This is a genomic window from Phormidium sp. FACHB-1136, assembly GCF_014697375.1.
Lineage (GTDB): Bacteria > Cyanobacteriota > Cyanobacteriia > Phormidesmidales > Phormidesmidaceae > Nodosilinea.
Map to the genome: position 1 here is coordinate 1 of NZ_JACJRS010000030.1, position 23,972 is coordinate 23,972.

A 23,972-nucleotide genomic window follows, 5' to 3' on the forward strand; every position below is an offset into this window, starting at 1 on the left:
CTCTACTTTTGCCTAAATTCATCGCCGCTAAGCTTAACCCCTTGCCCCCTCAGGTCTCCCAAAGCTTAGTAACTTAGTACCCCTGTCCAGAACTTATGACTGTCCAGTTAATCTTCAAAGCTTGTTTATCATCTAAATCGAGTCCATCGGAGAGTACAAAGTTAACAGAAGCTAACATTGCTCCTGTTATTGACATGGCAGTGATAGCAGCAGCCAATTCTACAACCCCCGTTGGAGGGATAAATGATGCAAAAAACAAGAATACGTTGGTTGCAACTGCTTCGCCAGCAAAAACGGGAAGCAAGGCTAAAACAGCTGTTGGAGTTAAGCGTTTACCTTTATACAGATAATATAAAGATATGATAGCTGTTGACTGTGTGGCAACAATCCAAACTGCTTTGCCAGGTAGGGCAGCTTGTACTCCCACAGCAGTAACAGCAGAGAGAATAATACCTAAGGCATACTTTCGTTTTTGACTCATGTGCCTAGCAAGGAGGAGCTTTTTTCCGCGATTCTCCAAGAAAAGTTCTACATCTTCTCTAAGCTCATCTACTCCTCGAATATCAAGTGGAGTTCTGCCAGATATTTGCGGATCATATCCAAAAGTACATACAGGATATATCCGATCTACTCTCAAATACTTCTTCCATTGATTAATGACATCTTCTAGAGCCTGACCTTCAAACTTATCCCAAACATCTATTTTGCTAAGAACAACGAAGACGGAGTCACAACTTCTCTTGAGATCATCAAAGAAAATCTTTTGAGAAGCATCGGCAGCACCAGATACGACTAAAATTCCTACGTCAATATTCTCAATGAATTTACGTGTTACTTCACTATTTTCTGCTCTGATATCTCCTAGGCCGGGTGAATCTATCAGTCTCACTTTGTCATCTAGTCGATACACCTGTATTTTTTGTGTTACTCCTGCTTGAACGCCAACCTTAGCAACTTGGTTATTTCGATTTCTCATCAAAAATGCGTTTATCAAGGAACTTTTTCCACAGCTCACGTTTCCAATTATTGCTATATTCAAGGTCTTGTCAAAGTCTTGAACTAAATTTTCATACTCTGCCTCAATTGCTTTGATAAATACTATTTCCTGATCTTTTATCCATTCCTGAATGACATCATAAGCATTTTTGACTAGACCTTGGTAGAAATCTTTGTGCTTTGGAGCAGTCAAATCCACAGATACAGATTCACCTGTATTGCCATATCTATGTGCTACAGATTTGTTTTTAGGATCGATGATGAGCTTATCACCACTTGAATTAGTAATGGTTAGCAGAGATTTTTTTATATCATAAGGCTCTGCTAAATCAGCGATGTATAGTTTGTCTTTATGGGTGAACTCTGGCATGTTCAATAACCTCGCACAATGAAATGGGTAACTACATCTGATCGCGGCTACAAACTGAGCCATTAACTTACTTCGCCTTAGCCTCCAACGTCTCCAACCGACTCTTCATTTCCTGATTTGCCTTCTTCAGATCATCCACCTCCTGGCGCAGTTGTTCCACGGCTTTGTCTTTGCCAATCGCCTTTTGCACCTTTTGCACCGCTTCCTGGGCGCGGCGGCGAACTCGGCCATCGGGGGTATGTTCTGCCAGGTTTTGCAGAATGCGGATGGCGCGGGGGCTTTCCACCCCTTCTAGGGCGGCCACGGCGGAAACCTGGGTGAGGAAAAAGGTTTCGCTGGCGATGGGTTCTAGGCGGTCGAGGATGCGTTCGACAGTGGGTTTGGTTTGACCCTTGGAGATGGGGCCGAGGGCGCGGATGGCGTAGAGGCGCAGGGCTTGGGGGGTGCCGAGTTCGGTGTATTTCAGCACCAGGTCGAGGGCTTCTTCGGAGGATTTGAACTGGCTGAGGGCGGTGATGGCCCCAGAGCGCACCGTTTCATTCCAGCCCTGGCGTTCCTTGAGGATACTTTCTAGCAGTTTGAGGGTCTTTTTCTCCTTGGGTTTGCCCTCCAGGTCGGCGGCTCCCACCGCACCAAGGCCGTGGATGGCAGTGGCCTCCACGTAGTAGCTGGCATCGCCTTTTTCGGCAATGGCTTTGAGGGCTTTGTAGCTGTCGGCGGTTTTGATGTCGCCCAGGGCGCGGACTACAGAACGGCGGACGCGGGCTTCGGGGTCTTTCAAGCCCTTCAACAGGCCTTCCACAGCCTGATCGAGCTTGATGGAGCCGAGTTGTTCCGCCACTTCGGCCCGCACGCCCCAGAAGGGTTCCTCGGTGAGGGCGGTGGCGAGGGCGGTGACGGCTTCTAGGTTGCCCTTTTTGGCCAGGGCGATGGCGGCTTCGATGCGGGAGAGAGGGTCGGGGTCGTGCTGGAGTTGGGCCTTCAGTTCGGGCAGGGGATACTCTAGCTCCACGGTTTTGAGGGTGTGGTTGCCCACATCAAAGCTAATGAAGTCGGGCTTTTTCTCTAGGGGGAAGAAGAGGGCCTGCTCCCGTTCGTGGAGGCGCACGGTGAAGGGTTTGACCTCGACCTTGGGGGTTTTGCCCTGGCTGACAAAGCCAAAACCGATGGGGATGCGTAGGTCAAACAGGCCGCTGGTGCTGCTGGTGTCGCCGTCCTTGGCCTGGGTTTGGGTGATGGTGAGTTTGGCCAGCTTGCTGTCGCCGTCCCAGCTATAGGCCACTTTGTAGTCGGGGTGGCCGCCGCGCAGCACGTACTGGTCGAACAGGGGCCGCAGGTTGCGTCCGGTGGCTTGGTCGATGGCCCGCAGCAAGTCGATGGTTTCCACGGTGCTGTGGGCGTGGCGGTTGACAAAGGTCTGGATCGCCTTCCAGAACAGGGGGTCGCCCAGCTCGGCGCGGATCATGTGGTAGACGCAGGCCCCTTTTTCGTAGATGTGGCGGTCGTAGAGTTCGATGGCCTCGCGGTAGATGTGCGTCACCATGGGGCGACGGTAGCGGGTTTTGTCTTCGTTCAGGTAGCTCCGCATTTCGCCCAAACGGTAGTAGGCGGCTTCGTCTGCGCCGTATTCCTGCTCCGTCCACATCACTTCGGAATAGGTGGCCATGCCTTCTTTCACCCAGGCGTGGCTCCAGTGGTTGATCACCAGCAGGTCGCCAAACCACTGGTGGGCCAGTTCGTGGACGACCAGGGACTCGGAATTGCGGTTATCCAGGGCGGCGCGTTCGTCGAGCAGGCAGCGGTCGGTGAGAATCGTCACCGAGGTATTTTCCATACCGCCAAAGATAAAGTCGGCGGCGCAAACCTGGGCGTACTTGGGGAAGGCGTATTTGTAGCCGTACTTGTCGCTGAGAAATTCGATCATCCGAGGGGTTTTGCCCATGGTGATCTGGCCCTGATCCCTACGGCCCTTTTCCACGTAGTAGGTGACGGGGATATCCTGCCACTGGTCTTGGATGATGTCGAATTCACCCACCGCCAGGGCCATTAAATAGGTGGGATGGACTTGCTTTTGGTGCCAGTGGAAGACCTTATAATCGCCGTCTTCGATGGTATCAATTAGCTCGCCGTTAGACACCACCTGGTACTGCGCCGGAACCCGCACCTTAATTTCTGAGGTAGACAGCATCCCCGGATAGTCAAAACAGGGGAACCAGTAGCGGGAGTCCTCATCTTCGCCCTGAGTCCACACCTGGGCGGGTTTGTCGGGGTAATGTTGGTCTGGCCCGACGAAGTAAATGCCCCGCTCTGGCTGCACCAGGCGATAGGCAATGGTGAGGGTAAAGCTTTCCCCCGTCACCGTGGGCTTTTTCAGGTGAATATGCAACCGTTCGCCATCGTAGTCAAAGGCTTGTTTGGCGCTGCCAATTTTGACCGACTCAATCCGCTGATTCACCGCATCCAGGGTCAAACTTTCTACCCCATCCCGCACTGGGTTGATGCGAAGTTTGCAGGTGCCCGCACAGATTTTGTTGTCCAAATCGAGGCTGATATCCAAGAAAATGTGCTCCACCTGGCCGGGACGGTCGGGGTTGTAGTGGGGTTTGGCCCCCGGCATTTCAAAGGATTTGTAGCCGTTGTTGTCATCTTGGAACAGTTCGATTTGGGCGATGCGATGGGCGTTGGGCATGGGAAATAGGGGCCTTAAACGGTGGAGAAGTGACCCAAAAGGTCGGGGGTCGGAGGTTCTTAAAACCCATAGTAGGGCTACACCTCATTCCCAATTTACCCCGTGTTCAGGGGATGGGTTAACATGGCAAAGGGCCAATTCCTGTCTTTCCCTGGCTGTAGATGTATGCTCACCTCCTCCGACGGACTCTCTTTGGCAAACCAGTACGGTGATCGCGCCATTGCCCAAACCCGCGAGGCTCTGCTGGAGAAATGGCCTAGCCCCAGTCAAAATCGCTATACCATCCACCTAGAGCACCCCGAATTTACCGCCCTCTGCCCCCGCTCCGGCTACCCCGACTTTGGCACCATCGTGGTGGACTATTGTCCGGGGGAATGGGTGGTGGAACTCAAAGCCTTTAAGCTGTTCGTCAATTCCTTTCGCAACGAACGCATCAGCCACGAAGCTGTGACCAACGCCATCCTAGACCGCCTTTGGGAGGAACTGGCCCCCCACGGTATCCGTGTGATTGGCGACTTTACCCGTCGGGGCGGGGTCAAAACCGTGATTACCGTCAAAAAAGGCGACTGCAACGACTTTGATCCTTACCAGGCCAATCCGCTTTAGGGGCAAGTCAGCGGCATCCCCCATGGCACAGGGCTTTGTGGATGTAACCGACCTAGATTTGGCCTTGCCAAGTGAGGGTTTGTTCGGCGGAGTGGCTACCCAGGGAACGTAAGGCGGTGATCTCTAGCTGGGCATAGGTGCCGGGGCGCAGGGCGCGGGCATCGATGGGCAGTTGACCGAGGGCGAGTTCAAAGCGGTTGTTGTTAAGGGCTACCTGTTCCGTCGGCAATATGGCTTCGTAGGCGGTGGTATAGCGAGGGTTGCGGCTCTCCCGGAGATCGTCGGTGGTGGTGCGAAGGGTGACCCGAAACTGGGTATCCACAAAGGCGGATTCGTTGCCCAAGTCCAGCACAATGACCCGCAGATTAGGGCCTTGGCCCTGGGTGCCGCCCCAGGCTAGCCGGGTCGCGTCTTGGCGACGCACGGCTCGGTGAATGGTGAGGGTCATCACATCACCCTGGCGCTGGGTGCTGTAGTCGGCCCAGAGATCCTCCGAGAAGGTGGCGGCTAGGGTGCCATCGGCCTGAATCTCGGCGGTCAGGCTTTCCCTGTCAAACCCACTGATCGGACGGGCGGCTTGCCAAACTAACTGCACCGTTCCGGCCACCCGCCCCGTATACACCTGGTAGCTGTCTCGCACCCGTGACCCAGGAGCCAGCAGCCCATTGGCCCCAGATCGGGTCTCCCACAGGTTGCGCGATAGCGGAAAAGACTGATTCGCCAGGGCCGACAGCCGCGCCGATTGAGCGGGATTGTCCGGCTGGAGCGGATCCAGTTGGTTCACGAGCCACAGTTGTCCATCCTCCCCCGTGCGGCCATCGGCCCCGAAGTTGCCCTGGGCACCCGTCCGCCCGTCACTACATCGATAGCGCTGGGTTTGGCAACGGTAGTTACTCTGCCCCGGTGTGCCCGTACAGGTTTGTTGCTCCCACTGGCGCACCGGGCAACGACAGCCTAGGGTACCCTGCCCACCCCGACCACCCCGACCACCCTGGCCCCCCACCGCCGTCACCGAAAGGCGCTGAAGCTGAGCCAGATCGCGATAGTAAACAGTTAAGTCGCCCCCATTGCCGCCCTGCCCACCCTGGCCCCCGTTGCCCCCATTACCGCCATGGGCCGCTTGCAAATGGTGGGCCACATCCCTAGGCTGGTCGGCGCAGCGGGGCCGATAACCCGCCTCCCCATCTTCCCCTGGCCCACCCGATTCTCCAGACAACACAAAACTGGCCGGGTTGCCATCGGCAATGGTATTGGCCGCGACGCCTGACCGTCCATCCTGCCCCGGTCGGCCATCCCGCCCCGCCTCGCCACTGTGGCCAAAGAGGCGGGTTTGGTTCGCCCAAGCCGCCATCGAACAACCCTTCAAGCTAGGTAGGGGTAAGGCCACCACCCCACCGACCAACACCATCGGCAAAGCCAGTGCAAACGCCCGTTTCACAGGGAACCCTCCGGGAATATCCGCAAAAATAAGCAGCCCTATGCTAGCCAATCGGCTCCCACAAAAACGAAAGCCTGTGCCAGAAAATTTCTGTAGAGGGTTCCCTGGGTCTGGCTAGCTCTGGCGGCGACCTGCTAGGGCCAGTTTGGGCACGCGGCCTAGGCGTCCGGTCATCAATCGTAGGGCCAGGTGGCGCAGGGGAGAAACGTGGGTGAGGACCCATAACCCGGTGCGGCGCAAGGCCACGATGGGAGCAATTTGGTTAGAAAAGCTGCGGGTGAGGGTGTCGGTGAAGCTGAGGATGACCCAGTTTTCCCACCGTCGCCAGCGTTCGTAGCGGCGCAGCACGGTGACGGCACCGAGGTCTTGACCCTTGTGGTGGGCGGCGGTGAGGACTTCTGCGAGAGCCGCTGCATCCCGCAGCCCCATGTTCAATCCTTGGCCACCGACGGGGTGGCAACTGTGGGCAGCATCGCCGACTAGGGCAAGGCGAGGCTGGATATAGCGGTCGCACTGCATCAACTGCACCGGGAACAGGGCGGGTGGGGTGAGGCGTTTTAGCTTGCCCATTTGGGAGCCGTAGCGGCGTTCGAGTTCGGCCATAAATTCGGCTTCGGGCAGGTTGAGGATGGCCTGGGCCTCTTCGTGGGGAGAAGTCCACACCACCTGGCAGCGACCACCGGGCAGGGGCAAAATGGCGAAGGGGCCGCTGGGCCAAAAGCGCTCGTAGGCGGTGGATTGATGGTCGCCTTCGGGTTCCAAAACCGTGGTGATGCAGGATTGCCAATACTGCCAGCCAAAGGCATCGATGTTGGCCTGCCGCCGCAGGGGCGACTGTTTGCCATCGGCGGCAACAACGAGGGCGGCATCCAACGTGCGGGTGCCCTCCGGTGTCGTCAACGTGCCCACCACCCGTTCCCCGTGGCGCTCGGTGACGGTGAGGGTGGACTCACTGAGGTAATGGATATTCGCCGCTGCCTGCACTGCCCCTTGCAGCGCCTCCATCAACACCCCATGCTCGGCCCCGTAGAACACCGATTCATCCCCCAAATCCTGGGGCGAGAACTTCACAACTTCGGGATGATCGCCATCGGACAGCCGCACCTGCTGAAAGTGGCAAATTTTCGGCCCCACCTGCGGCCACAATCCCAGGCCCTTCATGATATCTGCCGAGGTGGGCGAAAAGGCATAGGCCCGCTGCCGAGAAGCCGCCCCCTCCGGGGTTTGGGCTTCAATCACCGCCACCCGCAAGCCAGAGGGCCGCAACGCCGCCGCCAGGGTTAGCCCCACAAGGCCGCCGCCGACGATGGCGATATCCACCGAAAGCGGGGGAAGGGAGGATGGGGAAGCAGGCATTGGAGCAGGATAGGTTGTGGTCATGGGAATTGGGAGTCGGGAATCGGGAGTCGGGAATTGAGCGAACGTAGGGTGCATCCGTGAAACGATGCACCAAAGTCAGGGGAATGGAAACTTGGAGCTTATCTAATTGTGGCGTGGAGGTTTGGGCAAAAGCAAGGTTAGTCAGCGTAAGATCCCAGGGTTCTTCTGCCCATTACTCAGCATCTTTGAGTCCCCCAGGTCAGAACCCTGGGATCTAGGTAGGTGGGGTTCCAGATCCCAGGGTTCTGGTTTGAAATTTACCGAGGTGCTGGGCAGACCGATGGAAGAACCCTGGGATCTAGGTAGGTGGGGTTCCAGATCCCAGGGTTCTGGTTTGAAATTCACCGAGGTGCTGGGCAGACCGATGGAAGAACCCTGGGATCTAGGTAGGTGGGGTTCCAGATCCCAGGGTTCTGGTTTGAAATTCACCGAGGTGCTGGGCAGACCGATGGAAGAACCCTGGGATCTTGTGGGCGGATTAGTGGAAATAGGACGCTCCATTGACATCAAAGGTGGCTCCGGTGGCGTGGGGGGCGAGGCCAGCGGCGAGGAAGGCGACCAGATTGGCGATGTCCTGGGGGTCGGCGGGGGCACCCATGGGAATGTCGCGGGTGACATAATCGGCTCCGCGTTCGGCCATCACTTCCTCGATGCGGTCGGTGCGGACGAAGCCGGGGGCAATGGCGTAGGCCAAGATACCGTCCTTAGCGAATCCCCGTGCCAAGGTGCGGGTAAGGCTGATGATGCCTCCTTTGGAAGCAGCGTAGGGCGTGAATTCTGGGCCATCTCCCCGAAAGGCGGCGCGGCTGGCGAGGTTAATCAACGTTCCGCCGCCCTGGTTTTGGAAATGGAGGACAGCTTCTCGGCACAAATCCGCTACGGCGATCAGGTTGACCTGAAGGGTTTGCTGCCAAGCGTTAGCCCAGGTATCCCAATCTCCCTCGACAGGAGCGGCGGGCATGGTGGCGGCATTGTTTACTACCGTCGCGATTGACCCATGCCAAGACAGCGCTTTTACCCACAAATCCCTTGCTGCCCTGGGTTGGGATAAATCCGCTTGAACCAAATGCACCCGGTCAGAGGGTGTCCCGTTAGAACCGAGGGCGGCGGCGATGGCTTCGGCTTCTGTGCGTCCCTGGCCATAGTGCAGCACCACCGAGGCTCCGGCCCGATGCAGGGTTTCCACGATGGCTTGGCCAATGCCGCGAGAGCCACCCGTCACCAAAATCGTTTGGTTTGCTAAATCAATCATCGGATTGCGTCCCGTTGGTTCCTACAATGGAATGATTAACTATTGGTTATACAACTCTGGAGGAATATATGGTAGGCCGTCCGATTATTCTTGGCATCGTAGGCGACAGCGCCGCTGGCAAAACCACCCTAACGCGAGGCATTGCCCAAATCCTTGGCGAAGACCAAGTCACCACCATCTGCACGGACGACTACCACCGCTACGACCGCAAGCAGCGTAAGGAAATGGGCATCTCCGCCCTCCACCCCGACTGCAACTACATCGACATCATCCAGCAGCACTTGGGCCTGTTGCGGACGGGGCAACCCATCCTCAAACCGATCTACAACCACAGCAGCGGCGAATTTGACGCGCCCGAATACATCGAACCGCGCCGCTTTGTGATTGTGGAAGGGCTGCTGGGCTACTCCACCCGCGCCTGCCGCGATGCCTACGATGTCAAGGTGTACCTCGCGCCGCCGGAAGACCTCCGCGCCAACTGGAAAATCAAGCGCGATACCCGCAAGCGCGGCTACACCCCCGAAGAAGTCATCGAGCAAATCAAAGCCCGTGAAGAAGACTCCGAAGCCTACATTCGCCCCCAGCGCCAATGGGCCGACGTGGTAGTGTCCTTCTATCCCCCCAGCGACGAACAAAGCACCAACGAACTGATGCTCAACGTGCGCCTGGTGATGCGCCCCACCATCCCCCACCCCGACTTTAGCCACCTGCTGGAAACCAAACACGGCGGCACCCTCAGCGATGCCGTGCGCCTAGAACTGGATCGCGACATGGGCAAACCCGTGGACGTGCTGGAAATTGACTGCCACGCCACCGAGCAACCCGTCCAAGAGTTGGAACGCACCCTCTGCGGCGAAATTCCCTACCTGGGCCGTTTTTGCAGCATCGAAGGCAACACCGACATCGGCAAAGTCATCGGCACCACGGGCGAAACCCTGCAAAGCTATCCCCTGGCGCTAACCCAGTTGTTGATCACCTACCACATGCTGAAGGCAGCGAATATCTACGACTAGGAAGTCGGGAGTGGGGAACCCTACCCAGACTACATCGCCTAACCTCGGATCCTCATCTACCCACTTGCAGGGGCGAGGTCTTCTCGTCCCCTAATCTTAATGTGCACCTCGATGAATCCGGAATACAGGAGATTGCAGGCTCAAAAAACAATACCGTAAGGCAGAGGGCCTCTAGCCTTAACACCCTTTTGGGATCGGGGTAATCTTACCGGGGTGAATGGGGAAATCCACCCCAGCGGCAAGCGCTAAGATCAAGGGAAGTCCAGGGTTGCCACCCTCTCCTCATTGGCACGTCTGGGCTTAGAGGTCGCTATGGTCTATGTCAACGCCGCCGCATCTCCCCCTTTCGCCACCCACCCCACCACGAGGCCGATCATGATTTTTTCCCTAGGCCACGGCCCCCTCGGACGGCAGTATGCCGAGCAGCGTCAGCAAATGGTGCATCAACAGGTAGTAGGACGTGGCGTTACCGATCCCAGGGTGATCAACGCCCTGCTGACCGTACCTCGCCATCGTTTTGTACCCGCCGACTATACTAACCGAGCCTATGCCGATGAACCCCTTCCCCTCGGCCAAGGGCAAACCATTTCCCAGCCCTACATCGTCGCCTTTATGACCGATGCCGCCTCCATTCCCGCCAACGGAACAGTGCTGGAGGTGGGCACGGGATCGGGCTATCAGACGGCTATCCTGGCACAACTGGCCCAGGAAGTCTATTCTATGGAAATTTTGCCCTCCCTGGCCCAGCGAGCCGAGCAGACCCTAGGCCAAATGGGCTATTCCAACGTTCACATCAAACGGGGCAACGGTTACGAGGGCTGGGCCGACCACGCCCCCTACGATGCCATTGTGGTGACAGCGGCTCCACCCCGCATCCCCAGCGCCTTGGTGGATCAACTGGCCATGGGGGGCAAGCTCGTGGTTCCGGTGGGGCACTCTAGCCAAACCCTGTTGGTGCTCACCCGTCACCTGACGGGCCTGTCTACGGAATACACCATCCCCGTGCGCTTCGTGCCCATGGTGGATGAACCTGTTGTAGCGGCGAATTAACGTACCGCCTGCAACAGTCCGTAGCGAATCAGCCCGCCGTAGAGTCCCTGCCGCATGGGCCACAGGGCAAGGGCACCCTGAATGGTCTCTGGCCCTGCCTGAATCAGCCCTGTCACCGCCTGCCAACTGAAGGCCGAGGCGATCACCTCATCCCAAAAGGGGGCCACCGCCTGAGACCAGTCGGCGGTTTGCACCTGCCGAAAGCCTGTCTGTTCGGTCAGGGTTTGGTATTCTGGCAAGGAAAGCACATAGGGCAGGCCGTAGACCCGATAAATCCAGTCCAGTTGGCCCCGCTCAGCGGCGGTGAGTGGCCCCGCCAGGGAATCCGTAGGGCGATGGCACCAGGTCACCATCAGCAGCTTGCCCCCCGGCTTCAGGAGACGGTGGCACTCCTGCAAAAAGCCCGCCTTGTTGGGCATGTGTTCGCCGCTTTCCATCGACCAAATGAAATCAAAGCTCTCGTCGGCAAAGGGCGTTTCTAGGGCATTGGCCACCTGAAACTGGGCACAGGGAGCGCTGTCTGTGGCCAAACCCGCCGCTTCGGCCCGTTCCGCCGCCCGCTTGGCCTGCACGGGGCTGAGGGTAATCCCCGTCACCTTGGCGTTGAACCGGGTGGCCAACTCTAGGGCACTGCCGCCAATGCCGCAGCCGCAGTCCAGAATCTCCGCCGCCTGGGTCACATTCGCCCAGCGCAAACATTCGTCGATGAGGTCGATCTGGGCCTGCCGCCGATCCTTGCGCACCGTACCCGTGGGGCCGTAGTAGCCGTGGTGCATGTGTTCGCCCCAGATGCTTTCCCATAGGCCGGAGGAAGCGTCGTAGAAGGATTGGATTTGGTCGGAGAGGGGTGTGGGCATGGGAGGAAGGGGAAGTGGGGAGTGGGGAGTCGGGACGCGGGAGTCGGAAAGGGGATGGTTTTACATTACTTTATTAAGAAATGGATCGATGGGTGGAGTGGGATCCGGGAAAAACGGGGGTTGGGAACGTGGAACGGGGGTTATAGAGGCGTCTCTATGGGGGCTTTATTACGATCCATTAAGGTTTGCTAGGGCCAATGATAAGAGCTGAAAACTCTCGCTATAGACTGGTTCATGATTAGGAAACCCTTACTGTATAGACCCTTTTGACCGCTTTTTAAGGGGCTCCTTAGGGCTGTCAAAGTCAGTAGTCGTGACCCAACATTGGAGTTTTAAATTCAATGTCCCATTCCGTCAAAATCTACGATACCTGTATCGGCTGCACCCAGTGCGTGCGTGCCTGCCCCCTAGACGTCCTGGAGATGGTTCCCTGGGATGGCTGTAAGGCTGGCCAAATCGCCTCCTCCCCCCGGACTGAAGACTGCGTGGGCTGTAAGCGTTGCGAAACCGCTTGCCCCACCGACTTCCTCAGCATTCGGGTTTACCTGGGTGCCGAAACCACCCGCAGCATGGGCTTGGCCTACTAGGGCTGTTCCCGCTGCACATCATCATAGTTTCTGCATTCTCGTTTCCCCGCTGGCCTCGGTTGGCGGGTTTTTTGCGCGGGTCGGAAACCCCAAGGTGTTAGTCGGGAATCCAAACATAGGGACTGCCCGACACCGATACCCCACCCGTCCTCGAAAACCGCACCACCACAATCTGGGAGTTATCGCGGCCAATGTCCAAATAGCCGCTGGCCCAAAGGTCGAACTGCACCACCCCAGTTACCTCTAGCCGATAGCCCCCAGGCCGCAGGTGAACGGTGTGCTGACGGTTGAAGTTGTGGGGTTGGTAAATCAGTCGGCCATCCAGATACACCGCTCCCCAGTCGGTGCCTAGGGCGTCGAACTCTACCCGCACTCGCTCCTCTGTCGGAACGGGGACAGGGTAGGGCCAAGGATGGGGCCAGGGGGCCGGACGGTGAATGATGATGACGCGGTTGGCTAGGGGTTGAATCGGCTGGGGGTCGGGGGGGAATGGGAGGTTGGGTAGAAGACCAAGGCCAACCACAAGGCTCAAACTAGGTAGACCAAGGCGATAATTCATAGCGGTGATCCTCCAGTGCCCCTGCGGGACTCCTTGCGGGTAGGTTTGGGTGATGCAGACTCAATGGCAACCCACGCAAACCATGGGGGATTCCCCCACCCAGGGCGAGCCGCCTTTCCCGGCAAAGTTGACTAGAATCTAAGTAGCCATACCCAATATGACTCCAGTTCGAGCCGAGAGGTGCCTCCTCACAGAGCATTCTCGCAATCTTGAACCTTCTTTCACCGTCCCAGGTCAGAACGGCAACGGTCGCTCCATTGAGGCTAGCTTTTCCCCTGACCTGAGGCACGGTTAACTAACTTATCGTGACGTACGAGGATACGGCTTTGAGTAACACCAGCAATTTCCGTGAAGCCATTCAAAAGGCAAAAGGTCAATCCCTCATTGGCCCCAACGTCATCAAAAACGCCCTCCCCTTTGTCGGTGGCGGCCTGGTTCTAACGGCCCTGGGTTCCTTTGGTGGCCTCAATGTGATGGCCAGCAACCCCGCCATTTTCATGCCCACCTTCTGGGTTGCCTTTGTGGCCCAAATCGCTCTGTTCTTCGTGGCCAGCAACATTGCCAACCAGGAAAAGAACAGCACCGCCCTGCCCCTACTGGCCACCTATAGCCTGCTAACGGGCTACACCCTCAGCGGCCTGATTGCCTTGGCTCTTGGCACCGCTGGCGTGGGCATTATGGGCATTGGTTCCGCTGCCTTGGCCTGTGGGGTGGTGTTCATCGCTGCTCGACAAATTGGCTCCAACCTTTCCGAGGAAGACGGCTTTGCCCTCACCCGCACCATCGGCATGGGTGTGGTTGCCGTGCTGATTGCCGTGGTGGGTCAGTTCCTCTTTGCCCTCTTCGGCGGCGGCGTACCCCAGTTTTTGGATATCGCCATCTCCGCCTTTGGGGTGTTGGTGTTTGTGGGCGCGTCCGTGGTGGATTTCTTCATCCTGCCCCGCACCTACAAAGATGAGCAATACCTCTCGGCAGCGCTGTCGATGTACCTCACCTACATCAACCTGTTCATCTTCATCCTGCGCCTGCTGATCGCCATTAACCGCGACTAGGCTAACCCAAAACTGTAGGTTGGGCGGCACCACAACCAAACCCAACTAAACACCAAAATCCCAGGATTCTACCTCAAGCTAGGCTGATGGCATGGCGACTAGGCTAAGAATCTTGGGGTTTCTTTTAATCCAATTGAATGAAGCTGGTTAAACACCAAGCCTATAAAATTAGCAACTTCAGCACACGACTTGGAAGGTTAATGTGCCATACATGGGATTCGGATCCAAGATTAAGGGATTCATCAGCGTGAGGCCTGACTATGTGGCCGTTAGTGGGGATACCGGAGTCGATTGCCCAGGGGATGGCCGCCTATCGGTCAGTGTTCTGCCGAGACGCAGGCTTGGAGCTGTTCGGGTACTCCCTCGGACTGCGTGAAGTTAGCCCTAGGGGCGTTGATGACCACTCCGCCGGATGTGGTGGTGTCCGGCATTAACCACGGGGCCAACCTGGGCACAGACGTGCTCTATTCCGGCACCGTCTCCGCCGCCATGGAAGGGGCCATGGAAGGAATGCCCGCCATCGCCGTTAGCCTTACCAGCTACAAAGGCGGCAACTTCGACCTCGCAGCCGCCTTTGTGCGAGACTTGCTTTCCCCCGATAGCCACCTGCCCCTGCCCCCCGCCACCCTGCTCAACGTCAACGTGCCCGACCTACCATCGGCGGATATCAAGGGCGCAAAAGTGACCCGCCAAGGCATCCGCCGCTACCACGAACAATTCGCCAAACGCACTGACCCACGGGGCAAAACCTACTACTGGCTGGCTGGAGAAGTTCTCGAAGATGTGGAAGATCCCGCCGCCCAGTTGCCCTACCCCCCCGACCAGCGGGAGGCCATTCTCGCCGTCTCCACCGATGTCCAAGCCATCCAGGAGGGCTATATTTCGATTACGCCTTTGCAATACAACCTCACGGCTATCACCACCCTCACCGCCCTCAGCCAGTGGTTCCCGCCTGACATTCCTAATCCTTGAAGTATCAGACCTTTGATGAACACGGATTGCGTATAGACCGATTGCATCCAAATAAAAATCCGTGAATTTACAGAGACTTTTGTGTCTATTATTGGCTTTGAAAGTTTGTCAACTTAAAAAGTATCACTTATTATTAGACTATATGGTGTACAGCAGAATCCGCATATCACAGAAGCCATCTTCAGAAAGAACGTATCCAAGAAAATTCCATAAGTTCTAGCTGGTAATACTTCTATTTTGAATGTACATTTTGCGGTCACGATCTCCGTAATACTCTGGACTTAGATGTCCATAGCATACAAGATGAATGACTCACTAGATTTATCGTCTGATCATGAATCGATGCTAGTTTTGTCGATAGATGACATCTCGGAACTAGGTTTGCTAGTAGATGACACCTCAAAATCTTTAGCTGAAGATTTAAATAAATCGACGATACAAGCAAGTGATATTAGCAAGATTCGATCCGTTGATGGCATCGTCAAATTATTTAGAATGCTTGGATATGATGCAGAAGCCAATGTCTATCCAATAGAGACTATTGAACCAAAGCATTTAGTCTTTCAGCAAGCTGTTAATCAGATTTACACAATCGCTTGCCATCGTGATGAAACTAGTATTTTTCAGATATTTTTTATATCTTTTAAGGCTGTCGATCTTAAGCTGTCATTTCAGATGAATGAGTATTTAAAGAGAGTCTATAAAGCTCTAGATAGCGTAGACAGTATATCGAAAAAAATACTGATTGGCGCATCTGACTATCAAGAGATAATGTTTGCATCTGCACATCGCTATCTCAATAATAAATATGAAAAAGAGTTTTCCTTTGTCTTTTATTATGTAAATCGCTTTAATCCTAGCTGTAGCTCGCTCAAATATATTAACTCGCTCAAGTTAGATGTAGATAAATCCCCTTCCGAATTGCACTATCAGCAACATCAAAAAACTCATAGTATCAGTGTATTTGCGAAGGCTCAGGCAGTTTTAGGTAAGGGATCTAGGACACCAAAAAGTGCTTTTGAAGAATATCTTTTCCAAGTCGGAAGAATTAGACTTCTGAGAGCTGATGAGGAAATTTTGCTAGCTCGAAGAATAGCTGATCTGATCAGACTACGTGATATTCTTTACGATCTAGAAGACAACGATCTACAGAAGCGGGAACAGGAAAAGGAAAAGGAACTTACTCTCGAAGAATGGGAGAGGTGGGCTGAGGCAGTAAGACAGGAAGAGGGGGTATTTTTTACCACTGAATTATTTCGCCACCGCGTTCATCTGGATCAACGGGCTCGAGATAAGATGATTTTAAGCAACTTAAGGCTAGTTATTTCCATAGCTAAGAGATACCAGGGCAGAGGATTAGAACTTCTTGACTTAATTCAGGAAGGTAATATTGGGCTAATTCGGTCAGTTGAAAAGTTTGATCACACCAAAGGCTTTAAATTTTCAACGTATGCTACTTGGTGGATTCGTCAAAAAATCACTCGTGCTATTGATGATAAATCTCGTATGATTCGCTTGCCAGTTCACGTATATGAAAAGATCTCTAGGATCAAGAAAACCGCAAAGCTACTCTCTCTAATGCTTAGGAGAAAACCTACGTATGAAGAGATTGCTACTTTCATGGAAATGGACATTAAAAGTCTACAATTTATTATTCAATCGAGTCTGTCTACTGTTGCTCTCGATGCCATTAGTAATAAGGAGGAATATCTTTGCTTAAATAATGCCATTGACTCGGAGATAGATACCTCCGAAGAGTATGTGTTTAAAACCCTGCTGCGAGAAGATATCGAGAGTGTTCTCAGCACGCTCAGTCCCCGAGAGCGTGACGTGCTGCGTCTGCGCTATGGTCTGGATGATGGACGCATGAAGACACTGGAAGAAATTGGCCAGATTTTTAACGTTACCCGTGAGCGCATCCGTCAGATTGAAGCAAAGGCACTCCGCAAACTACGTCACCCAAATCGAAATGACATTCTCAAAGACTATATTAGATGATGAACTTCTAAATGTCTTGCTAGGCATAGATTTTAGTGTTCTGAAAAACTATCTAGAATTTCTATGAAGCTAGTTTTCTAGGTGTCTAGTATCCTAAAAATACATTGTAGCCCTGCAGAAGGAATTCATAAAAACATGCATCTACCGGATTACATTGACAATGATCTTCATAAACTCGAAGATGTTCTCCGTTCTCTCATCTTGGAATATTATGAACAAGATTTAGATATTGCTACAGGCTATTTTCAAGTTGAAGCTTGGTCTAGACTTCAGGAGGGATTTAGTAAATTAGATAGCTTACGTTTATTAATTGGCCGAGATCCATCCATTAGATTAGCGGAAACGGATCATATTGATCTCAAGACATATTATCGCCGGAACATTCAGGAACAGTTAGACCAGCAGCCCTTTAACCGTAATTATAAAGCGCTGATTGATAATCTAATAGAATTTCTTAGGCAAGAAAAAATACAAGTAAGACTTTATGGTGGAGCCGAGGGATCAATCGGTAAATTTCTTCATGCCAAAGCCTACATTTTTAACCGTAATAGTATTATTGGCTCTAGCAACTTAACGCCATATGGTTTAGTAGGAAATACTGAGCTAAATGTATTGATTAAACAGGAATCAATAAGCCGCGATTTACGACAAAATTGGTTTCATAAATTTTGGAATGATCCAGATGTAGACCAAGACTATAAGCCCAAGTTACTAGATGCGCTAGAAAGTTCAAAGTTTGGTAGTAAGCAATATACGCCCTATCAAGTATTTCTCAAGGCGCTATTTGAATTATTTCGAGACGACATTCATATTGAGAGCGATAACCGAACCGTTTTAGACTTGGCGAGTTTCCAACAGGAAGGCTTTGAACGAGCCGTTAGGTTATTGGAGCGTCATCAGGCCGTGATGGTAGCCGATGCTGTGGGTCTGGGTAAGACTTTTATTGGATTGCGACTAATTGAGCATTACCTCGTCAAGGATCGACAACCAGGCCGAGTGCCTCGCGCTCTAGTGATTTGTCCAGCCCAGATCCGAGACTTAATTTGGCGCAAGAAGCTAGATGAATTCGGCATTAAAGCTGATATTCTTTCTCAAGAAGAAATAGGACGTACTACGTTTGATATTAGTTCTTTTAAGAATCATGACATTGTAGTTATAGATGAGTCTCACAACTTCAGAAATTCCAGCACTAATCGTTATCAAAATCTACAAAAGCTGTTGGGCTCTGGTAAGCGCGGCAAGCGGGTTGTGCTGCTCACCGCAACACCCATTAATAACAGCATTTATGATCTTTATCATCAGATTCTATTAATGACCCGCAACATAGAATCTTACTATCGAGATTGGGGAATCTACAATCTTAATAGTTATTTTAAGGCGCTAGCTAAAGGAAATGTTGAGATTACAGAGCTACTCCTACAAACAATGGTAAGGCGATCACGTCAGGATGTAATCAAGCGTCAAGAAGCAGGAGAAGAGATTAGGATCGGTGGACAGGAAATTCGATTTCCCAAGCGACAACTAGAGAAATTCACTTATAACTTTGAAGATAGTTTTAAAGGGCTATATGCCAAAATAGGAGCACAGATTGATCGACTAAACTTAGCCCCATATAACGTCAAAGCCTTTAAGTATAGGCAGAGCAAAGATGAGAAAACCCAAGTAAAGCGAAATCAAGCTCTAGTTGCTTTAATGAAGTCCCTATGGCTGAAGCGATTAGAGAGTTCAATAGCAGCCTTTGAAGCCAGTATTCAAACTCAACGAGATTTCCAAAGTGAGTTTTTAGCTTGTCTAGATGAAGGTAAGGTGCTCAGTGCAAAAGCATTTCGTAAAATTATCGCCGCAGAGACTGATGGAGAAAGCACTATCGACATTAGTGAAATTTTAGCATCCCTAGAACAAATCTCTATTTCAGACTATGATCTTCATCAATTAAAGGATCAAATATCAGACGACTTCAAAAATTTAGAAGATATTCTCAAAAAATTACGTGAAATTCAATCTTCCGTGGCTCAAAAAAGAGATTATGATCGAAAGCTTATGGCTTTCAAGGAATTAACAAAAACTCATTTGCCTGGAAGAAAGGTCATCGTCTTTAGCTACTTCAAAGAAACAGTTCTATATCTACATAAAGAACTACTTCAAGATAAAAGTTGGCTGCAATCAATGGAAATAACAGATGGCAATAGTAAAAGATTTCCAACAATAGAAATCCTAACCGGAGCAACATCAGGAATCCAGCGTTGGGACAAGGTACGAAGGTTTGCTCCTAATGCCAACTGTGAGGATGAAGATCAACGTCAAGAGGCTCAGCAATTTCCAATCGATATCTTGATTTGTACTGATGTGCTATCCGAGGGACAAAATCTTCAGGATGCTGGAGTTATTATCAATTATGATTTACACTGGAATCCGGTAAGGATGATCCAGCGAGCAGGACGGATTGACCGCATTGGTACTCCCTATGAATTACTTTATATTTACAACTGTTTTCCTGAAGAAGGGCTTGAAAATCTACTTCGATTAGTGCAGCGACTTCAGTCTCGTATTGCGATAATCGATAATGAAGTTGGTCTAGACGGAAGCATTCTAGGGGAAGAAATTTCGGATCGGTCTATCGAAGAATTGATTCGACTTAAAGAAGCAAATAGCGATTTAGAAAAAGCCGCAATCTTAAATGAATTAGAGCAAAGTATTGATTTTGTTTCAGCCGATCAAATGCGTTTCCCACTTCTAGAATTTTTATCAAGAGTCGGGAAAGGTGCTTTGGCAGGCATTCCCATGGGGATTCATAGCACCCGAGTAAATGGAAAAGATGGTGTATTTTTGGCATTTCGAGCTAAGGAGCGCCACTTTTGGTGTTTCTATCCTCGTATCAACGGATTGATTGCTACTGATCCTCAGTATGCTACGAGAGAGAAGCGGAAAATCTTTAAGATGATCGAATGCACACAACAAGATTATCCTGAACATGACAAATTATCTGCGGCAGCTTTTGACAACACCATTTTTCCTGTTCTAGAGGATGCGGTCACAAATATCCTGGACGAATTAAGAAGAGATCGAGTTAGAGCAAGAATCCCTCGCAAGCTCAACAAACTTATGAGTACTATTTATACTGCTCTTACGGATCAAAGTTGGCTCGATAGCTTGGACAAGCCGCTACCAGATACCATTGAAAAAGTGCTCAAGATTCTTATAAATGAAGAGTTGCGATCTTATGACAAGGAAATTCGAGTGATTTGGAACACCTTTAAAACGCATGGTGATCGTCTTATTCTGATTGACGCTCTAGACGAATTCTTCGTGGAACAAGAAATCGGTCGAGATCTTTTAGACGAACATGAGCAAGAAACACTATTAGAATCCATTGTTGATGAAGATATTCAACTCGTCTGCTATGAGTGGTTTAAGCCTGAGTAGTGACGACCGCCGATCACTGAAAGCCTTGTAGAATAGAAACTCTAGAATATCTACTTTCCTAAGACGATGCTTGCCACCATATTTCTAAACGGCCCTATTTTTGGGCGTTGCTTTCCACCATCCTTGCCAGTAAGCACTGCTGGAAAGCAAAATCTTAATACACTCTATTAATCAAAATTCAACCTGCTGAATGTAGATTTAAGCACAAGCTGGCAAACTCTCCCGTCGCCCTATCTACCTATTCCCCCATGAAAATCGCCATTGCCCAACTCAATCCCACCATCGGCGACCTGTCCCACAATGCCCAGCAGATTGTGGCAGCGGCGCAACAGGCTCAAGCCATGGAAGCGCAGGTGTTGGTGACGACGGAACTGGCTCTTTGTGGCTATCCGCCTCGTGACTTGCTTCTGCGGCCCGGTTTTATTGCGGCGATGGCCCAGCGGTTGGAGGATTTGGCCACGGAATTGCCCCCGGAATTGGCGGTGCTCGTGGGCTTTGCGGCGGCGAATCCCAATGCCCGCCAGCGGGGGGAAAAGCCCCTGTTCAACAGCACGGCGCTTTTACAGGGGGGGCAGGTGCAGCAGGTGTTCCATAAACAATTGCTGCCCACCTACGATGTGTTTGACGAAGACCGCTATTTTGCGCCAGGGACAGGGCCAAGCCGTTTTACCCTCAGCACCCCTGAGGGCGATGTGAACCTGGGTATCACCATCTGCGAAGACCTGTGGAACGACGAGGAATTTTGGGGTGGACGCAGCTATCCCCGCAACCCCATTGCCGACTTGGCCGAGGCCGGGGTGGACTTGGTGATTAACCTATCGGCCTCGCCCTTTTCGCTGCAAAAGCCCCAACTGCGGGCGGCGATGCTGACCCACAGCGCCACTCGGTTCCGCTGCCCCATCCTCTATGCCAACCAGGTGGGGGCCAATGACGACCTGATTTTTGACGGCACCAGCATGGCCTTCAACCGCCAGGGGGAACTGGTGGCGCGGCTGCCCTCCTGCCAAACTGGGCTGATGGTGGTGGAGTACGACCTCGCCAAGGCCGACCTACTGCCGGGAACCGTCGCCCCCCTGCCCACCGACGACAACGAAGCCCTCTGGCTGGCCCTGGTGCTGGGGGTGCAAGACTATGCCCGCAAGTGCGGCTTTCGCAAGGTTGTGGTCGGCCTCAGTGGTGGGGTCGATTCGGCCCTGGTGGCGGCGATTGCGGCAGCGGCCCTCGGCCCCGGTCAGGTGCTTGCGGTGCTGATGCCCTCCCCCTACAGCTCCGATCATTCCGTTAGCGATGCCCTCGCCCTCTGCGAAACCCTGGGGACTCCCCACCACACCCTCGCCATCGGCCCCCTCATGGAAGGCTACGATCAAGTCCTCGAACCCCTCTTTGCGAGCACCGAATCCGGCATTGCTGAGGAAAATATCCAGTCCCGCATTCGGGGCAATTTATTGATGGGGATTTCCAACAAATTTGGCCATTTGCTGCTGTCTACGGGCAACAAATCTGAGATGGCGGTGGGCTACTGCACCCTCTACGGCGACATGAACGGTGGCCTAGCGGTGATTGCCGATGTACCCAAAACGCGGGTCTATGCCCTCTGCCACTGGCTGAATCAACAAGGGCAAGGTGTCCAATCTACTGACCCCAACGGCGATCCCCTCGGTGCCCTGGCCCATCTGCGAGGTCAAACTCCCCAGGGCTTGATTCCTACCCACATTCTCACCAAACCCCCCAGCGCCGAACTCAAACCGGGCCAGGTGGATCAAGATTCTCTGCCGCCCTACGAGGTGCTAGACGACATTTTGGAACGCCTAGTGCAGCGCCACGAATCCACCGCCGATATCGTCGCCGCTGGACATGATCCGGCGGTGGTGGATCGAGTGACGCGCCTCGTCGCCAGGGCCGAATTCAAACGCCGCCAAGCGCCCCCCGTCCTCAAAGTGACCGACCGCGCCTTTGGTATGGGCTGGCGAATGCCGATTGCCTCCCGCTGGCCCTAAAAAAATACCCCTAACCCCTTAGGCGGCGGTAAGGCTCGTATTTGGGAGCAGGGGTTGGGTTGTAATCATGCGGATGAAAGGACTTGAACCTTCACTTCTTGCGAAACTAGAACCTAAATCTAGCGCGTCTACCAATTCCGCCACATCCGCGTATTGCTGCTCTAGCATAGCAAAAAATCATCCCTTTGACAGTCCTTCCTGCCGGGATGCCAGCGATGCTAGCGACAGAGGGTTGAATCCACTCTCAGGCAAACATACCTTATAGATGATAGATGTCTTGCTATCTCATGGATGCCTTGCGGCCCATCAATCCCTACCATCGACGCAAGTTAGGCTGCAAAGGGGCCATTCTGTGGCACTCTGGGAGATGACTGTAAACCAATGTTGTGGCACATCGGAACCCGGTTAGGGGTCGTCCTGGGGGCGATTGGTCTAACTCGGTGTTTCTGTATCGGCAAACCTCCGGCAACCCTAGAGCAAAGGCTATGCAAACCCTTCCCAATCCTGTGTCCCAGGCTTCGACCACCCCGGCCTTTGACCCCTTCGATACCACCATCCACCGTCGCAAAACTCGCCCGGTACCCGTGGGCAGCGTCACCATTGGCGGGGGACATCCCGTGGTGGTGCAGTCCATGATTAACGAAGACACTCTGGATATTCAGGGTTCTGCCGCTGCCATCCGCCGCCTGCACGAAATTGGCTGCGAGATCGTCCGCGTCACGGTGCCCAGCATGGCCCATGCCAAAGCCTTGGCGGACATTCGCAAAATCCTTGAAGACACCTACCAGCCCGTGCCCTTGGTGGCCGATGTACACCACAACGGCATGAAGATCGCCCTGGAGGTGGCCAAGCACGTCGATAAGGTGCGCATCAATCCGGGCCTCTACGTGTTTGAAAAGCCCCAGGCCAGCCGCACCGAATATACCCAAGCAGAATTTGACGACATCGGCCACAAAATTCGCGACACCCTTAAGCCCCTGGTGGAATCCCTACGCGACCAGGGCAAATCCATGCGCATCGGCGTTAACCACGGATCGTTGGCCGAGCGGATGCTGTTTACCTACGGCGACACCCCCGAAGGCATGGTGGAATCGGCCCTGGAATTCCTGCACATCTGCGAATCCCTGGACTTCCGTAACTTGGTGATTTCCATGAAAGCCTCGCGGGTACCCGTGATGCTGGCCGCCTATCGCCTGATGGCCAAGCGCATGGACGACCTCGGCATGGACTACCCTCTGCACCTAGGTGTCACCGAAGCGGGGGATGGCGAGTATGGTCGGATCAAATCCACCGCTGGCATCGCCACCCTTTTGGCCGAAGGCATTGGCGATACCATCCGCGTGTCCCTCACCGAAGCCCCCGAAAAGGAAATTCCCGCCTGCTACAGCATTTTGCAGGCGCTGGGTCTCCGAAAAACCATGGTGGAATACGTCGCCTGTCCCTCCTGTGGGCGCACCCTGTTTAATTTGGAAGAAGTGCTCCACAAAGTCCGCGAAGCCACCAAACATCTCACCGGGCTAGACATTGCGGTGATGGGCTGCATCGTCAATGGCCCTGGGGAAATGGCCGACGCCGACTATGGCTATGTAGGCAAAACCCCCGGTTACATTTCCCTGTACCGGGGCCGCGACGAAATTAAAAAAGTGCCCGAAGATCAGGGGGTTGAGGAACTGATCAACCTGATCAAAGCCGACGGACGCTGGGTCGATCCTTAAGTCCAGCGAATCCCGAAG

Annotated in this window: 16 protein-coding genes, 1 tRNA gene and 1 pseudogene; 10 read left to right on the top strand and 8 right to left on the bottom strand. The window is 53.3% G+C overall.

The features are described from left to right. Nucleotides 1–73 precede the first annotated feature (73 nt). Together H6G62_RS11045 and H6G62_RS11050 are read right to left on the bottom strand one after the other, a co-directional pair. A complete protein-coding gene (locus tag H6G62_RS11045; RefSeq protein WP_190495037.1) occupies nucleotides 74–1,366 on the bottom strand; it encodes a GTPase in 1,293 nt (430 codons plus the stop codon). 67 nt (nucleotides 1,367–1,433) lie between these two features. Beyond that, nucleotides 1,434–4,055, bottom strand: a complete 2,622-nt coding sequence (locus tag H6G62_RS11050) for a M1 family metallopeptidase (RefSeq protein ID WP_190495039.1) — start codon at nucleotides 4,053–4,055, stop codon at nucleotides 1,434–1,436. A gap of 165 nt (nucleotides 4,056–4,220) precedes the next feature. Here H6G62_RS11050 and queF point away from each other — a divergent pair, with 165 nt between their 5' ends. Beyond that, the gene (gene queF, locus H6G62_RS11055) at nucleotides 4,221–4,661 is read left to right on the top strand and encodes a preQ(1) synthase (RefSeq protein WP_190495041.1); all 441 of its coding nucleotides are present in this window, start codon (nucleotides 4,221–4,223) and stop codon (nucleotides 4,659–4,661) included. Between the two features lie 52 nt (nucleotides 4,662–4,713). Here queF and H6G62_RS11060 read toward each other — a convergent pair whose 3' ends face one another. The 3 genes from H6G62_RS11060 to H6G62_RS11070 form a co-directional block, all read right to left on the bottom strand. Beyond that, nucleotides 4,714–6,099 carry a collagen-like protein gene (locus H6G62_RS11060; protein WP_190495043.1) on the bottom strand — a complete coding sequence of 462 codons (1,386 nt, stop codon included), beginning with the start codon at nucleotides 6,097–6,099 and terminating at the stop codon, nucleotides 4,714–4,716. Nucleotides 6,100–6,213: 114 nt separating this feature from the next. Next, nucleotides 6,214–7,479, bottom strand: a complete 1,266-nt coding sequence (locus H6G62_RS11065) for an FAD-dependent hydroxylase (RefSeq protein ID WP_190495044.1) — start codon at nucleotides 7,477–7,479, stop codon at nucleotides 6,214–6,216. Nucleotides 7,480–7,957: 478 nt separating this feature from the next. After that, a complete protein-coding gene (locus H6G62_RS11070) occupies nucleotides 7,958–8,731 on the bottom strand; it encodes an SDR family NAD(P)-dependent oxidoreductase (protein WP_190495047.1) in 774 nt (257 codons plus the stop codon). Nucleotides 8,732–8,799: 68 nt separating this feature from the next. Here H6G62_RS11070 and H6G62_RS11075 point away from each other — a divergent pair, with 68 nt between their 5' ends. Together H6G62_RS11075 and H6G62_RS11080 are read left to right on the top strand one after the other, a co-directional pair. Next, on the top strand, nucleotides 8,800–9,744 hold the full coding sequence (locus H6G62_RS11075) for a phosphoribulokinase (protein ID WP_190495048.1): 945 nt from the start codon (nucleotides 8,800–8,802) through the stop codon (nucleotides 9,742–9,744). 375 nt (nucleotides 9,745–10,119) lie between these two features. Beyond that, nucleotides 10,120–10,794, top strand: a complete 675-nt coding sequence (locus H6G62_RS11080; RefSeq protein ID WP_190495050.1) for a protein-L-isoaspartate(D-aspartate) O-methyltransferase — start codon at nucleotides 10,120–10,122, stop codon at nucleotides 10,792–10,794. Here the strand turns inward: H6G62_RS11080 and H6G62_RS11085 are convergent. Then, nucleotides 10,791–11,651, bottom strand: a complete 861-nt coding sequence (locus tag H6G62_RS11085) for a methyltransferase domain-containing protein (protein ID WP_190495052.1) — start codon at nucleotides 11,649–11,651, stop codon at nucleotides 10,791–10,793. The genes H6G62_RS11080 and H6G62_RS11085 overlap by 4 nt on opposite strands. 341 nt (nucleotides 11,652–11,992) lie before the next feature. On the opposite strand from H6G62_RS11085, the gene psaC reads away from it, so the two are divergent. Further along, complete coding sequence (gene psaC / locus H6G62_RS11090) at nucleotides 11,993–12,238, top strand: photosystem I iron-sulfur center protein PsaC (RefSeq protein WP_012307203.1); 246 nt, start codon at nucleotides 11,993–11,995, stop codon at nucleotides 12,236–12,238. A 97-nt stretch (nucleotides 12,239–12,335) separates the two neighbouring features. Here the strand turns inward: psaC and H6G62_RS11095 are convergent, their stop codons facing one another. Continuing rightward, entirely contained in the window at nucleotides 12,336–12,797 is a 462-nt protein-coding gene (locus tag H6G62_RS11095) for a hypothetical protein (protein WP_190495054.1), read from the bottom strand. 326 nt (nucleotides 12,798–13,123) lie between these two features. Here H6G62_RS11095 and H6G62_RS11100 point away from each other — a divergent pair, with 326 nt between their 5' ends. The 5 genes and pseudogenes from H6G62_RS11100 (at nucleotide 13,124) to H6G62_RS11120 (ending at nucleotide 22,239) form a co-directional block, all read left to right on the top strand. Next, nucleotides 13,124–13,849: a Bax inhibitor-1 family protein gene (locus H6G62_RS11100; RefSeq protein WP_190495056.1), complete on the top strand. Its 726-nt coding sequence runs from the start codon at nucleotides 13,124–13,126 to the stop codon at nucleotides 13,847–13,849. A 291-nt stretch (nucleotides 13,850–14,140) separates the two neighbouring features. Then, a complete protein-coding gene (gene surE / locus H6G62_RS11105; protein WP_190495058.1) occupies nucleotides 14,141–14,821 on the top strand; it encodes a 5'/3'-nucleotidase SurE in 681 nt (226 codons plus the stop codon). Between the two features lie 1,026 nt (nucleotides 14,822–15,847). Then, a pseudogene (locus tag H6G62_RS11110) lies at nucleotides 15,848–16,819 on the top strand (sigma-70 family RNA polymerase sigma factor); the annotation flags it as partial. Between the two features lie 135 nt (nucleotides 16,820–16,954). Continuing rightward, nucleotides 16,955–20,242, top strand: a complete 3,288-nt coding sequence (locus tag H6G62_RS11115) for an SNF2-related protein (RefSeq protein WP_190495061.1) — start codon at nucleotides 16,955–16,957, stop codon at nucleotides 20,240–20,242. A 248-nt stretch (nucleotides 20,243–20,490) separates the two neighbouring features. Next, the gene (locus H6G62_RS11120; protein ID WP_190495063.1) at nucleotides 20,491–22,239 is read left to right on the top strand and encodes an NAD+ synthase; all 1,749 of its coding nucleotides are present in this window, start codon (nucleotides 20,491–20,493) and stop codon (nucleotides 22,237–22,239) included. A gap of 68 nt (nucleotides 22,240–22,307) precedes the next feature. On the opposite strand, the gene H6G62_RS11125 is transcribed toward H6G62_RS11120, so the two are convergent. Further along, nucleotides 22,308–22,389 (bottom strand) — tRNA-Leu (locus tag H6G62_RS11125). Between the two features lie 335 nt (nucleotides 22,390–22,724). On the opposite strand from H6G62_RS11125, the gene ispG reads away from it, so the two are divergent. Beyond that, nucleotides 22,725–23,954 carry a (E)-4-hydroxy-3-methylbut-2-enyl-diphosphate synthase gene (gene ispG / locus H6G62_RS11130; protein ID WP_190495065.1) on the top strand — a complete coding sequence of 410 codons (1,230 nt, stop codon included), beginning with the start codon at nucleotides 22,725–22,727 and terminating at the stop codon, nucleotides 23,952–23,954. Nucleotides 23,955–23,972: the final 18 nt, after the last annotated feature.